Below are 14,626 nucleotides of genomic sequence, written 5' to 3' on the forward strand. Positions count from 1 at the left end.
CTGCTTACTTCAACAGTTTTTTGAACGTTACTTTGAGCAGCTCCAGCCGGTCACCCTTGACCTTCGGCCCCTCGCCGGCGGCATTCGTCTCGCCCGTAATCGGCGCGGCACCATCGCGCTCGATGTGGACCTGCATGCCCTCGACCGGCTTGCCGTCGGTGGCGCGGACCAGGCGCGGCGTGCGCTCGAACGTGCCCGCACCGAATGACGGCATTTCCGTCTTCCCGCTCGCCGGCCCATTCCAGTGATGCTCCGCCGTCTTGACGGTCAAATTCCCCGGCCCGCCGATCTCGATGTCGCCGCCCTTCAGCCGCAGATAAGCCCCGCCGCTGACGATGAACGTCATCTCTTCCTCGGCCATCGCGATCATGCGTTTGGCCGCCGTCACCTTGATGTCCTTGGCGGAGACGAGCTTCATGTCGTCGTGCTGGCTCTGCATCGTGAAGTCGCCGTTGTGGGCGATCTGCGTGATACCGTCGCTGTGCGAGAACAGCGAGATGCCCTTGCCTGCGTTGACGTTGAAGCGCTTGCCGCTGGCGAGCTGCATGTGCTGCTGCGCGACCGTGTCCAGGTTGACGCCCGCATAGCTGACGATCGTCTTCGGCGTGCTGAACGCGATGCCTTCCGGGCCGGTCACGCTGACGGTCGGCTTGGCGTCGCCCGCCACGTCCGCATTGCGCGCACCCGGTGCCGCCTCGAGGTCGGCCTTGAGCGCATCCTGCGGCGCCGGGTCGACGGGCAGGCCCTGGCGCTGGGCGGCGTACTCGCCCAGCGTCTTGAACAGGTCCAGGCAATCCTGCATCAGCGCGAGGTGCTCGTTGCTGCCCAGTTGCGTGCCGGCGGCGTCCAGGCGTTTCCAGGCCGAGATCAGCAGGGACTTGGCCGTGCGGATGGCGCCGCTGTCGTCCGTCCGCAGTTCGAAGCCCTGGCCGCGCGGGTCGGCACGGCCGTCCTGGCGCGGGTGCGTCAGGTAGCCGAGGTTCAGCTGGCTGCGGGCGTGCACGCTTTCCAGCTGCGCGCTGATTTCTCCCGGCGTGTCGTCCAGGCGCAGCTGGTTGTAGCGCTGCGACTTGCCTTCGCGGCTGACGATGCCGGACAAATAGCGGTCGCCCGGCAGGCGGCTCGTGCGGCTGAACGACGGGGGCGGCGTCTTGCCGCCATGCGCGCGGCCGATGATCAGGGGCTTGTCCGGATCGCCGCCGACGAAGGCGCACAGCACCTGGTGGCCCACGCGCGGCAGCGAGATCGTCCCATACTGGTCGCCCGCCCACGGGTTCGCCACCTGGACCCACGCGGAGTCGCGGTCGCTGTCGGACGCACCCGCGCCGTGCGCATGCGCGTGATCGTCCTCGCGGGCGCCGGGGAAGCGCACCTTGACGCGGCCGAGATGGTCGCAGTGGATCTCTTCGTTCACCGGGCCGACCACGGTGACGTACTGCAGTTCCGTGCGCGGCAGGTCCACGCGCGGGTCGTACGCCGGCACGATCGGCACGCCGCGCCGCACGCAGCTGAAGCGGTTCGTGTAGCGCACGCCCCGTTCGGCGCTGGCCTGGCCCAGCGCGGCACTGCCGTCGCGCCAGCGGTTCAGCGAAAACAGGCGGCGCGCCTGGTCGTCGAGCGTCTTCGGCAGGTTGTTCTCGGCTTCCACGCGCAGTTCGGTGACGACGAAATCGCGCTCGGCCTCCGGATGAGCGTTCAGCTCAGGATGGCCGACGATGGTGTTCCATTGGCCGACACACATGTTGCGCTCGCTGCCCTCGCCCTGGAAGTACTTGGCTTCGTATTCGTGGCGCTGGATGCGCGCCACGCCCAGGCTGCGGTAATCGGCGTCGTTGTCGCCGAGGTGCGGCGGGTCGACCAGGTAGTCGTCCAGGCTCGCGGCAAAATGGTTGCCCAGTTCGCCCTGGTCGTTCATCCCGTTTTCCTGGGTCGTCGCCGCGCCCGACGTCGCATAGTCCCAGCTCTGGCGGCTGATCTTCCCAGGCGTCAGCGTGCGCACGGCGTGCCAGGCCGTGATGACGTCGCGGACTTCGGTCGCATCGTCCCGGTGGAAACGCACCTCGCCGCCGGCATTCTTCTTCAGCGCCATGGCGTCGTCGAACAGCACGAGCGTATGCAACGGCGTCTCGTCGCTGCCCCGTTCACTCGCCGCGCCGGGCTGGATGAACCACGAGATGCCGCGCCGCTTCCACAGGCGGCGCAGGAACGCGCCCGTCGACTCGTTGTACTGCATCGTGAATTCGCGCTGGGGGTACGACTTCAGGCTACCGAGGTCGTAAGCGAACGCACGCGCCGCGACCGGATTCGCCTGGCGGAATTCCTTGAGCAGGATATCCGTGATGTCGACTTCGCTGGCATTGCGGAACACGCGCGTGCCGGACGTCTTGTCGAGCAGGGCGAAGGCATCGCGCACGATCAGCTGGTAGGTGGCCAGCCCGCCATCGCTCTGCCCTTCGGACGCCGCCGCGACGATGCCGCACACGGAACGCAGGCCGCCGCTGTCGGTGACGAACTGCAGCTCCACGGGATTGGCGATGAACTGCTTCAGCGCGAGGCCGGCCTGGGTGGAGACGCACAGCAGCGAGTACTCGATGCCGCCGCACATGCTCTCGATGCCGCTGACGTGCTTGACGAGCAGCTGGTCGTCCCGGACGCCACGTGCGGTGGACATGCGCAGGCGGATGGGACGGTTGGCATCGGTCAGGTCGAACGAGGCGCTGGGTAGCAACATGGATGGGCAGGGCAGATGAGAACGGGGCAATGATAATAAAAAGTTGACACATTTTTCTCACAGATTATTTCATTTGAATCACTTTTTATTCCCTGCTACCTCATTGTTTTTATTGGGAAATTTATCTTTCCTTAAGCAACCGATCGCTACATATTATTGGCCGATGCGATTGAAGTGTGACTTCCACACACAGTGTGGGCCTGCCTGCGCAGCCGCAAAAGCTATGCCGATCCGCGCCCTAACATGAAGCCACATCACGCTTGATGAACTTGGACAATGTCTATTGGAATTTTTAGCTTGGAAAAAGCTAGCATGCAGGGGCGCTTCGTCGCGTTCCTGCATGTAGCACGCTGGACCAGCGTCCTGGTGGCACTGATGTACCACGTCCGTTTCCTGCTGTTCGTGGACTACGAACACGTCCAGGCGAAAACGTGGCTGTCCGACGTCTTTTATTTCTTCACGGGGCTCGGCCATGAATCCTTTGCCGTCTTCCTCGTCCTCGACGGCATCCTGACGGGACGCGCGCTACAGGCCCACGGGCCGCCCGCCCCTGCAACGCCGGGCCGGCACGCCATCGCGCTGTACCGGATTCTCCTGCCCGGCCTGGCCCTCGGCGCCTTGTTCGATGCCGCGGGCGCGCGGTTCTTCAACGGATCGGACCTGTACACGGCCTATCCCGCCTTCAGCACGCTCTCGCTCGGCTATGCCGCGCTGTTAGGGAATCTGTTCATGCTGCAGCCCTTCGTCGTGCCCACGTTCGGCAGCAACGGCATGCTGTACCTGCTGTCGTTCCTGTTCTGGTCGCTCATCCTGCTGGACGTCTTCCTGCGCGCCACGCGCGCCGGCCGGGTCGTGCTGCTGGCGGCCGTGGTGGTGCTGGCGCCGCCCCTGTTCCTGATCTGGTCGGCCATCTGGCTGACCGGCGTCGCGGTGGCGCACATGGGCGCGCTGCACAGCGCCAGGCCGTCGCGGCCCGTCGCCATCGTCGGCTTTCTCGCCGCGCTGCTGCTGTCCCGTTTCCTCGGCGCCGGCGTACATGGGTCGCCGGCGTCCGGCGCCTGGCTCGCCGACTGTAAGTTCCTGCTCGTGGGCTGGGGCTTCGCCACCATCGCCTGGGCCCAGTACCCGCCCGGCGCGCAGCATGAGGCGGTGCGCGACGAACCCGCTGCCGCATTCACCTTCTTCTTCCACTTCCCGGTCATGATGCTGCTCGTCGGGATCGCGACGACACTGCCCGGCCAGTCCCTGATGCAGCAGCCGGCACCGGCACGCTACGGCACGTTCGTCGCCGTCGTCGCCGCCTGCGTGGGCACGACGGTGCTCGTCGCGCGGGCGGTGCGGCCCGCAAAAGTACGGCGCCAGGCCGCGTTGTCGTGGCCTGGCGCCGGTCATTCCTGATGTCTGTTATTGCGCCGACGCGGCCCGGATCCGCACCGCCAGCGCGGCCAGGCTCGATGCGACGGCAAGGATCACGATGCCGTTCCAGCCCCACGCAGCCAGCGCCTGGGCACCGAGCGCGCCGCCCGCTGCCATGCCGACGAACATCGTGGTCATGAAGATCGCGTTCAGGCGGCTGCGGGCTTCCGGTGCGATGCCGTAGACGATGGTCTGGTGGGCGATCATCGTCGCCTGCACGCCCAGGTCGAAGCCGACGGTCGCCAGGGCCAGCAGCACCAGTTGCGCCGACGGCGGCAGGTGCGGCATGGCGAACATGAGCGCGAACGAGGCGACGCTCAGGCCGGCGCCGACGCGGGTCACGAATTGCGGACCGCGGCGGTCGGCCAGGCGGCCGGCGAACGGGGCGGCCAGCGCGCCGACGGCACCGGCCAGGCCGAACGAACCGGCGGCGGCCGAACCCAGGTGGAACGGGGCACCGTGCAGCATCACGGCCAGCGTGGACCAGAAGGCCGAGAAGCCGATCGACAGCAGACCCTGGGCCATGGCGGCAAGGCGCAGCGCGCGGTGTTCTTTCCACAGCGCGAACAACGAGCCCAACAGGACCGGATACGGACTCGTGCTCGTCGGCCTGAAGCTCGGCAGGCCGCGGGCGAGGATCGCCGTCGTGAAGGCCGCGACGACCGCCGCGCCGCCGAACACGGCGCGCCAGCCGAGCGCTTCCGCCACAAGGCCGCCCACGACGCGCGACAGCAGGATACCCAGCAGCAGCCCGGTCATGACGGTGCCGACGATGCGGCCGCGATGCGCGGCCGGGGCCAAGGTGGCGGCGGCCGGGACGATGTCCTGGGCGACGGTGGCCAGCAGGCCGACGGCAAGGCTGGCGCCCAGCAGCACGGACAGGCTCGGCGCGGCGGCAATGGCCAGCAGCGCCATGGCCAGCAGCAGCGATTTCACGACGATGATGGTACGGCGATCGAAACGGTCGCCCAGCGGCGCGAGGAACAGCAGGCCGAGGGCGTAGCCGAATTGCGTCAAGGTCGGGATCCAGCCGACGGCCTGGTTGCTGGCGTGCAGGTCGGTCGCCAGCACGCCCAGCGTGGGCTGGCTGTAGTACAGGGCGGCGACGGACAGGCCCGTGCTTGCGGCCAGCAGGAAGATCAGAGGCGAGGTCAGCGTCGTGCGGATCGGTATGACAGTCGCCGTCGTGTGTGCGATGCTCATGTTGGACTCCATGGTGGGTGTGTTGTTGCAGTGCATTATGGAGAACCGAAACACGGCCGTGTAGCACCGGCGAACGTCGAACTGTTATACTTCACACGTATGAGCACGGACTTTTCGACGATCAATCCATCTGCCGACCGTATGATGCTGGTCGAAACCTTCGTCCGCATCGTGGATGCCGGCAGCCTGTCCGCCGCCGCACGCGCACTCGCGACGACGCAGCCGACGATCAGCCGGCGTTTGAAGTCACTGGAAAAATCGCTGGGCGTGCGCCTGCTGCAGCGGTCCACGCACGCGATGAAGCTGACGGACGACGGCATGCGCTGCTACGCGCGTGCAAAAGAGCTCATCGCGGGGTGGCAGGAATTCGAGAGCGAGATCCGCGGCGCCGTGGACGAGCCGGTCGGCATGCTGCGCGTCGTCGCGCCGCACGCGTTCGGCCAGCAGCAGCTGGTGGCGCCGCTGGCCGAATACCTGGCGCGTTATCCGCGCATGACCGTGGACTGGGTCCTGCACGACCGCACGCCGGACTTCATCGGCGAAGGCATCGATTGCGCGATCCGCGTGGGCGAGGTGCCCGATCCGTCCATGGTGGCGATACGGCTGGGCGACGTGCCGCGCATCGTCATCGCGACGCCCGGCCTGTTCGAGGGGCGCGCCCTGCCCCTCCATCCGGAAGAACTGGGGACGCTGCCCTGGATCGCGGTCAGCCATTATTATCGCGACGAGGTCACGCTGACCCATGCGCAGACGGAAGAAACGGTACGAATTCCCGTCAAACCGCGCATCTACACGGACAACCTGTACGCGATGCGAAGTGCCGTCGTGCTGGGCGTGGGGGCGGCGCTCGGTTCGCGCTGGGCGCTGCGCGAGGAACTCGACGCGGGCCGGCTCGTGCAGCTCGTGCCGGAATGGCATGCGTCGCCGCTGCCGATCTGGCTGATCTATCCGCCGGCGCGCTTCTATCCGGCGCGGCTGCGGCGGTTCATCGACATCATGCGCGTGGCGGTGCCGCGGGCGTATGGGGTGGTGGCACCGCCGGGGCGCTGACGTCTTCTCGCGCAATAAGCACCGTCGCCCCCGCCTTCGCGGGAACGACGTTCATGCTTCTGCGACTTGCGCTTCGGCCAGCAACGACCGGATCTCGGGAATGCACGACCCGCAGTTGCCACCCGCCTTCGTGCACGCCGTGACGGCCGCCGCATCGCACAGATTGTTTTGCCGGATCGCGATCTCGATCGTCTTGCGCCCCACGCCGAAGCACGAGCACACGGTCGGTCCGGGATCGATGCCCGGCTCTTTCGCCCGGCCGGCAAGAAGGCTGATGCGGTCGGACGGCTCCAGCTGCTCCTTGTCGAACATGCTGGCGAGCCACGTGCGGGCCGGCAGGTCGGCGCGCTGCGCCACGAACAGGCACGCTTCGATGCGGCCGTCGACGAGGTGCACGGCGCGGTACATGCCGCCGTTCTTGTCCTCGACATCGATCCAGTCCGCGTCGTCGTCGTGCACGTCCAGCAGCTTGCGCGCCCAGTCGTGCGCGGCGGCGAACGGCTTGCGGCCCGCCAGTTCGTAGCGGACGAAGTCCTTGCCCTGCACGCGCGTCCAGTTCGACGCCTCGCGCAGCGGCAGCTCCGTGCGCGACAGGATGAAACCGAACCACGTAACGCCGAACGGTTCGATGCGCACCGGCGTGTGCTTGAATTCCGGCTCGCCCGACACGGGGTCGACGGCCGGGTTGACGACGGTGCCCACGCGCGCGTCCGACGCCGTCTGGCCGCTCCAGTGGATCGGCATGAACACGCTGCCGCGCGCGATGCCGCCGCCGTGCTGCACGCGCGCCACGACGGCGCCCCAGTCGCTCGTCACGCGCGCCAGTTCGCCCGCCTTCACGCCGCACAGCAGCGCATCCTGCGGGTGCATGTCGATGTACGGTTCCGGGATGTGCTCGGCCAGTTTCTGCGAGCGGCCCGTGCGCGTCATCGTGTGCCACTGGTCGCGCACGCGGCCCGTGTTCAGCACGAGCGGATATTCACCGCCCGGCAGGTGTGCCGGCGCGCGCGGCACCGTCGGCACGAAGCGCGCGCGGCCGTCGCCATGCGCGAAGCGGCCATCGCCGAACAGGCGTGCGGTCCGTTCTTCCGGCGTACGCACCGGCCACTGCACGGGGTCGAGCGCATCGTAGTCGGCGCGCGTCATGCCCGCGAGGCCACCGATGTCGAACAGGCGGCGGCGCTGGCCCTCGGTGCCGTTACGCCATGCGGACAGGCGCGCGTGCTCGTCGAAGATCTCGTGCGGCGACGTGAAATCGAAGCCTTCGAAACCCATGCGGCGCGCGACGTCGCACATGATGTCCCAGTCGGCGCGCGCACTGCCCGGCGCGGACAGGAACGCGCGCTGGCGCGAGATGCAGCGCTCGGAATTGGTGACGGTGCCATCCTTCTCGCCCCAGCCGAGGGCCGGCAGCAGCACGTGGGCCGCCTCGTTGGTGTCGGTGCCGAGGACGATGTCGGAAGCGACCACCAGCTCGCACTTTTCGAGCGCGCGGCGTGCCTGGTCGGCATCGGGCAGGCTCACGAGCGGATTCGTCGCCATGATCCACACGGCTTTCACTTTGCCGTCCTCGATCGCGCGGAACAGGTCGACGGCCTTCAGGCCCGGCTTCGCCGCCACGTGCGGCGAGCCCCAGAAGTCCTGCAGCGCGGCGCGTTGTGCGGCATCGTCGAGGTCCATGTGCGCCGCCAGCATGTTCGCGAGGCCGCCCACTTCACGTCCACCCATCGCGTTCGGTTGACCGGTCAGCGAGAACGGCCCCATGCCAGGGCGGCCGATGCGGCCCGTGATCAGGTGGCAGTTGATGATCGCATTGACCTTGTCGGCGCCGCTTGTGGACTGGTTCACGCCCATCGTGAACGCCGTCACGACCTTCTCCGTGTTCGCGAACAGATCGTAGAAGCGCTCCAGGTCGCGCGGGTCGAGGCGGCAGGCTTTTGCCACTTCTGCCAGCGTGCCCGCCTTGCCGGCCGCGTCCAGCGCGTCCGCGACGCCCGTCGTGTGGGCTTCGATGAAGCCGTCGTCCGCGGCGTGCTGCGCGAGATGGCCCAGCAGGCCGTCGAACAGCCACACGTCCGTGCCCGGCTTGACCGGCAGGTGCAGGTCGGCGATGTCGCACGTGGCCGTGCGGCGCGGGTCGACGACGACGACCTTCAGTTCCGGACGGTCCTGCTTCGCGCGCGCGATGCGCTGGTACAGCGTCGGGTGGCACCACGCGGCGTTCGAGCCGACGAGCACGATCAGGTCGGCCTGCTCGAAGTCTTCGTAGCAGCCCGGCACGATGTCTTCGCCGAACGCGCGCTTGTGGCCGGCCACGGCCGACGACATGCACAGGCGCGAGTTGGTGTCGATGTTCGCGCTGCCGACATAGCCCTTCATGAACTTGTTGGCGACGTAGTAGTCCTCGGTCAGCAGCTGGCCGGAGACGTACAGCGCGACGGCCTCCGGACCATGTTCCGCGATGATGCGGGAAAAACCGGAGGCCACCTTGTCCAGCGCCTCGTCCCACGACGCTTCGCGCAGGCCGCCGTCTTCACGCAGCATCGGCGCGAGCAGGCGGCCGCGGTTGCCGAGCGTCTCGCCCAGCGCCGAACCTTTTACGCACAGGCGGCCCTGGCTGGCCGGGTGCGCCGCGTCGCCCGCGATCGCGAGCGTGCCGTCCTGCCCGACCTGGGCGCTGACGCCGCAGCCGACACCGCAGTACGGGCACGTCGTTTTGATGGTGGTTGGGATGGCGGACAACTTCATGTGCAACTCCTCGTCAGGCCGCTCGGCCGAACAGCAACTGGTCGCGGATGGACGAGATGTCCGTCCGCTGTTGAATCAGGTCGAAGTACCAGGGACCGTCCGCGACGTCCCCGTACAACACGGCGCCCGTCAGGCGGTTGCCCGCGACGACGAGACGTTTATAGATGCCGCCGCGGCGGTCGCGCAGCACGAGGTCTTCGCTGCCTTCGCCGCCGACGATGTCGCCGGCCGAGTACAGGTCCACGCCCGTCACCTTCAGCTTCGTCGCGGTGGCCTGCTGCACGTAGCGGCGGTGGCCCGAGCCTGCGAGGTGGGCGGCGGCGACGCGTGCCTGGTCCCAGATTGGCGCGACGAGGCCGAACGTGGCGCGGCGGTGCTGCACGCATTCGCCCACGGCGTACACGCGCGGGTCGTAGGTCTGCAGCGTGTCGTCGACGACGATCGCGCGCTCGCAGTGCAGGCCGGCGGCCTTCGCCAGCTCGACGTTCGGGCGCACGCCGGCCGCCATCACGACGAGGTCGGCGTCCACGGTCTCGTCACCCTCGAAGCGCACGGAACGCACGCGGTCCTCGCCCTCGATGGCGACGGTCTGGCGGTTCAGCAGGATGCGCAGGCCGCGCTGCTCCAGGCTCGCGCGCAGCAGTTCCGCGGCGGGTGGGTCGAGCTGCTGGTTCATCAGGCTGCCCGTCACGTGCACGACGGCGACTTCCATCCCCTGGCGCAGCAGGCCGTTGGCCGCTTCCAGGCCGAGCAGGCCGCCGCCGATGACGACGGCCTTCCCGCCCGCGCGTGCGGCTTCCAGCATCGTGTCGACGTCGCTGATGTCGCGGAAGCCGATCACGCCCGGCAGCTGGTGGCCCGGCACCGGCACGATGAACGGCTTCGAACCGGTCGCGATCAGCAGGCGGTCGTACGGCACCGCGAGGCCGGACGCGGCGTGCACGACGCGCTTCTTGCGGTCGATGCGCACGACCGGGTCGCCCGCGTGCAGCGTGATGCCGTTGGCGTCGTACCATTCACGCGTGTTGAGCATGATGTCGTCGACGGTCTTCTCGCCGGCGAGCACGGGCGACAGCAGGATGCGGTTGTAATTCCCGTGCGGCTCCGCGCCGAACACGGTGATGCGGTACATGTCGGGCGCGAGCTTCAGCAGCTCCTCGACCGTGCGCATGCCCGCCATGCCGTTGCCGATGACGACCAGGCGCGGATGGGTCTTCATTTACGCACCCACCCAGACCTTGCCGTCTTCGACGCGCACCGGGTAGCTCGACACCGAGTGGTGCGGCACTTCCAGGCATTCGCCGGTCTGCAGGTCGAAGTGCTGCTTGTAGATCGGCGACGCGACGACGATGCGCTCGCCGATGCTGCCGACCAGGCCGCGCGACAGCACGGCGGCGTCCGAGTTCGGATCGTAGTTATCGATGGCGAACACGCGCGGCTCCTCGGCGCCCACGCGGAACACGGCCACCTGGCGGCCGTTCAGCAGGGCGGCGACGCCGGTGTCCGGGACGATCTGGTCGAGCGAGCAGACGGCATTCCATTGGTTCAGCTCATTTTTTACTTGCGGGTCACGGGGCATGTTGTTCTCCTGTTCCAGTCGTTAAATCAAGCTGCTGCAATCGGGATGACGCGGCGGCGTTCTTCCGGCGTGGCCGGGCGGATCTGGCCGCGCTCCGCCATGAACACGACGTTGTCGTCGGTGCCCTCGGTGTTGACGAAGCTGCGGAAGCGCTGGCGCACGGCCGGGTCTTCGACGGCGTTCTTCCACTCGTCGGCATAGGTGTCGACCACGCGCTGCATGTCGGCTTCCAGCTCGGCGGCGATGCCCAGCTTGTCGTCGACGACGACCTGCTTCAGGTAATCCAGGCCGCCTTCCAGGTTCTCGCGCCACGTGCTGGTGCGCTGCAGGCGGTCCGCCGTGCGCACGTAGAACATCAGGAAGCGGTCGACGAGTTTCACGACCGTCGCTTCATCCAGGTCCGACGCGATCAGTTCCGCGTGGCGGGGCTTCATGCCGCCGTTCCCGCACACGTACAGGTTCCAGCCCTTCTCGGTGGCGATCAGGCCCACGTCCTTGCCCTGCGCCTCGGCGCATTCGCGGGTGCAGCCGGAGACGCCGAACTTGATCTTGTGCGGCGCGCGCAGGCCCTTGTAGCGGTTTTCCAGCGCGATGGCGAAGCCGACGGAATCGCCCACGCCGTAGCGGCACCACGTCGAGCCCACGCACGATTTCACGGTACGCAGCGACTTGCCGTAGGCGTGACCGGATTCGAAGCCGGCCGCGATCAGCTCTTCCCAGATCGCCGGCAGCTGGTCCACGCGGGCGCCGAACAGGTCGACGCGCTGGCCGCCCGTGATCTTGGTGTACAGGCCGTATTTCTTGGCGACCGCGCCCACGGCGATCAGGCCGTCCGGGGTGACTTCGCCGCCCGGCATGCGCGGCACGACGGAATACGTGCCGTCCTTCTGGATGTTGCCGAGGAAGTAGTCGTTCGAATCCTGCAGGCTCGCGTGCTGCGGCTTCAGCACGAAGTCGTTCCACGTCGACGCGAGGATGTTGGCGGCGACCGGCTTGCAGATGTCGCAGCCCAGGCCCTGGCCGTGCTTGTGCAGCAGTTCGCCGAAGCTCTTGATGCCGCCCACGCGGATCAGGTGGTGCAGTTCCTGGCGCGAGTACGGGAAGTGTTCGCACAGGTGGTTGTTGACGGCCATGCCGGCCTTCGCCATCTCGGACTTCATGATCTGCGTGACGAGCGGCACGCAGCCGCCGCACGACGTGCCGGCGTTCGTGCACGACTTGATCGCGCCGATGTCGCACGCGCCGCCGGCCACCGCGTCGGCGATGGTGCCCTTGGTGACGGCGTTGCACGAGCAGACCTGCGCGCTTGCCGGCAGCGCGTCGACGCCCAGCGCCGGACGCGCACCGCCCTCAAGCTGCGGCAGGATCAGGAATTCCGGCGCTTCCGGCAGCTCCATATCGTTCAGCATCATCTGCAGCAGGCTGCCGTACTCGGCCGCGTCGCCGATCAGCACGGCGCCCAGCAGCTTCTTGCCGCAGTCGGACACGACGATCTTTTTATAGACCTGCTTGCGCTCGTCCGTGAACTGGAAGCTGCGTGCGCCCGGCGTGTTGCCGTGGGCGTCGCCGATCGACGCGACATCCACGCCCATCAGTTTCAGCTTGGTGCTCATGTCGGCGCCGGCGAAGGCGGCTTCCTGGCCGATCAGCGCGCGCGCGACGATGCGGGCCATTTCGTAGCCCGGTGCGACGAGGCCAAACGTCTGGCCGCCCCACGAGGCGCATTCGCCGATGGCGTAGATGTGCGGGTCGGAGGCGAGGCAGGCGTCGTCGATCGCGATGCCGCCGCGCGGGCCCAGTGCCAGGCCGGCGGCCTTGGCCAGTTCGTCGCGCGGGCGGATGCCGGCCGAGAACACGATCATGTCCGCTTCGAGGAAGCTGCCGTCCGCGAATTCCATGCGGTGCGTGGCCGACTCGCCGTCGACGATCTGCAGCGTGTTCTTTTGCGTGTGGACGTTGACGCCCAGCTCTTCGATCTTCCGGCGCAGCACGCGGCCGCCCAGGTCGTCGACCTGCACGGCCATCAGGCGCGGCGCGAATTCGACGACGTGCGTGTCGAGGTTCATGTCGCGCAGCGCCTTGGCGCATTCGAGGCCCAGCAGACCCCCGCCGACGACGACGCCGGTTTTCGAACGGGCACCGCATTCCGTCATCTTTTCCAGGTCTTCGATGGTGCGGTAGACGAAGATGTCATTGCGCTCCTTGCCCGGGACCGGCGGCACGAACGGGTAGGAACCCGTCGCGAACACCAGCTTGTCGTAGGCCAGCACTTCGCCATCGGCCAGCGTGACGGTCCGGGAGTCCCGGTCGACGGCGACGGCCTTCGCGTTCAGCTTCAGGTCGACCTGGCCCGCGTGCTGTTCGAAGAAGCCCGGTGCGACGAGCGACAGCTGGTCGGCCGTGGTGCCCGAGAAGAACGAGGACAGGTGCACGCGGTCGTAGGCCGGGCGCGGTTCCTCGCACAGCACGGTGACGTGGAAATGGGCATCCTGCTTGGCTTCCGCGAACAGGGTTTCGAGGAACTTGTGGCCTACCATGCCGTGGCCGATGACGATCAGTTTCATGTTGCGACTCCTATGCTGCAATAACGTGTTCAGGCGGCGGCGGGTGCCGGCGTTTCGGGGACGGTCAGCGTGAAGCGCACGCCGATGGCGCACAGCGCCGCGACGAGGACGGCGCCGCCGAGGATCATCAGGGTCTGGCGCACGTCGCCCGTGCCCTTCATCAGGAAGCCGGCCAGCACGGCGCCGACGTTGCCGCCCGCGCCGACGATGCCGGCCACGCCGCCCAGTGCCTTGCGGCTCACGAACGGCACCAGGGCGTAGGTCGAACCGCACGCCATGTGGGTGCACAGGCCGAAGGCGAGCATGGCGACGATGGCCAGCGTGACGCTCGTGGTCTGCGAGAACCACAGCAGGCCCAGGCCCTCGCCCAGCATCAGGACGAACAGCAGGTTCACGCGGGAATTCAGGTCGCCCCTGGCCGCGACCTTGTCCGAGATCCAGCCGCCCAGGGCACGGGCGAACAGGGCCAGCAGGCCGAAGCTGCCGGCGGCCATGCCGGCCTGTTTCAGCGACAGGCCGAAGTGGTCGACGTAATAGGTGGCGGCGACGTTGTGGATGAACAGTTCGATGCCGAAGCAGGCGCCGTAGGTAATGAACAGCAGCCAGGCGCGGTAGTTGCGGCAGGCTTCGAAGAAGCTCGCCCAGCCACCCTTGCCGCCCGCTTCGAACGGCACGCCGGCCGCGCGCAGTTCGGTGAAGTTACCTTCCGGGCAATCCTGGGTGAACTTGTAATAGACGACGGCCATGATGAGCATCAGCACGCCCGGCACGACCAGGGCGGCACGCCAGCCCATCGTCTCGTTCACGCCCAGCATGATCATGGCGCCCATGATCAGCGGCATCGTGGCCTGCGCGACGCCGCCGCCGCTGTTGCCCCAGCCGGCCGATGCCGCGTTGGCGGTGCCGACGACCTTCGGGCCGAACATGACGGAGGTGTGGTACTGGGTGATCACGAAGCTGGCGCCGACGGCACCGATGCCGAGGCGGAACAGCAGGAAGCTTTCATAGCTCTGGGCCATGGCGACGCCCAGCACGGGGATCGCGCCCAGCGCCAGCAGGCCGGTGTAGGCCTTGCGCGGTCCGAAGCGGTCGCACAGCGGGCCGATGATCAGGCGCACGATGATGGTGATGGCGACGGCCGCGATGTTGATGTCGGCGATCTGGCTGACCGACAGGTGGAACTCGCCCTTGATCACCGGCATCAGCGGTGCGCAGGCGAACCAGGCGAAGAAGCAGACGAAGAAGGCCACCCAGGTCAGGTGGAATGCGCGCATCTGGGGCGTATCAAAGGAGAATAGCTTGATACTGTTTGCTTTGCCGGCCATGTTGTTATTC

At 67.6% G+C, this 14,626-nt stretch carries 9 protein-coding genes; 2 read left to right on the forward strand and 7 right to left on the reverse strand.

Features of this window, described 5'->3' with window-relative positions; all coding sequences use genetic code 11:
- Positions 1-4: 4 nt before the first annotated feature.
- A complete protein-coding gene (locus ACEN9G_RS06440) occupies positions 5-2,731 on the reverse strand; it encodes a type VI secretion system Vgr family protein (protein ID WP_413341552.1) in 2,727 nt (908 codons plus the stop codon).
- Between the two features lie 297 nt (positions 2,732-3,028).
- Between ACEN9G_RS06440 and ACEN9G_RS06445 the strand changes: the two genes are divergently transcribed.
- Positions 3,029-4,129, forward strand: a complete 1,101-nt coding sequence (locus ACEN9G_RS06445; RefSeq protein WP_413341550.1) for a hypothetical protein — start codon at positions 3,029-3,031, stop codon at positions 4,127-4,129.
- A gap of 6 nt (positions 4,130-4,135) precedes the next feature.
- Here the strand turns inward: ACEN9G_RS06445 and ACEN9G_RS06450 are convergent, their stop codons facing one another.
- The gene (locus ACEN9G_RS06450; protein ID WP_483126506.1) at positions 4,136-5,350 is read right to left on the reverse strand and encodes an MFS transporter; all 1,215 of its coding nucleotides are present in this window, start codon (positions 5,348-5,350) and stop codon (positions 4,136-4,138) included.
- Positions 5,351-5,491: 141 nt separating this feature from the next.
- Here ACEN9G_RS06450 and ACEN9G_RS06455 point away from each other — a divergent pair, with 141 nt between their 5' ends.
- Complete coding sequence (locus ACEN9G_RS06455; RefSeq protein ID WP_413387009.1) at positions 5,492-6,400, forward strand: LysR family transcriptional regulator; 909 nt, start codon at positions 5,492-5,494, stop codon at positions 6,398-6,400.
- A gap of 51 nt (positions 6,401-6,451) precedes the next feature.
- Here the strand turns inward: ACEN9G_RS06455 and ACEN9G_RS06460 are convergent, their stop codons facing one another.
- Genes ACEN9G_RS06460 through ACEN9G_RS06480 form a run of 5 tightly spaced genes read right to left on the reverse strand, consistent with a single transcriptional unit; the run spans position 6,452 to position 14,616 of the window.
- Entirely contained in the window at positions 6,452-9,148 is a 2,697-nt protein-coding gene (locus tag ACEN9G_RS06460; RefSeq protein WP_483126507.1) for a molybdopterin-dependent oxidoreductase, read from the reverse strand.
- 13 nt (positions 9,149-9,161) lie between these two features.
- Positions 9,162-10,367 carry an NAD(P)/FAD-dependent oxidoreductase gene (locus ACEN9G_RS06465; protein ID WP_413343019.1) on the reverse strand — a complete coding sequence of 402 codons (1,206 nt, stop codon included), beginning with the start codon at positions 10,365-10,367 and terminating at the stop codon, positions 9,162-9,164.
- The gene (gene nirD, locus ACEN9G_RS06470; protein ID WP_413343017.1) at positions 10,368-10,727 is read right to left on the reverse strand and encodes a nitrite reductase small subunit NirD; all 360 of its coding nucleotides are present in this window, start codon (positions 10,725-10,727) and stop codon (positions 10,368-10,370) included. It lies immediately after the preceding gene.
- 26 nt (positions 10,728-10,753) lie between these two features.
- Positions 10,754-13,291, reverse strand: coding sequence for a nitrite reductase large subunit NirB (nirB, locus tag ACEN9G_RS06475; RefSeq protein WP_413343015.1), 2,538 nt, complete (start codon positions 13,289-13,291; stop codon positions 10,754-10,756).
- Between the two features lie 29 nt (positions 13,292-13,320).
- Positions 13,321-14,616, reverse strand: a complete 1,296-nt coding sequence (locus ACEN9G_RS06480; protein ID WP_413343013.1) for an MFS transporter — start codon at positions 14,614-14,616, stop codon at positions 13,321-13,323.
- Between the last annotated feature and the right edge of the window lie 10 nt (positions 14,617-14,626).

The organism is Massilia sp. Masssp94 (genome assembly GCF_059491305.1).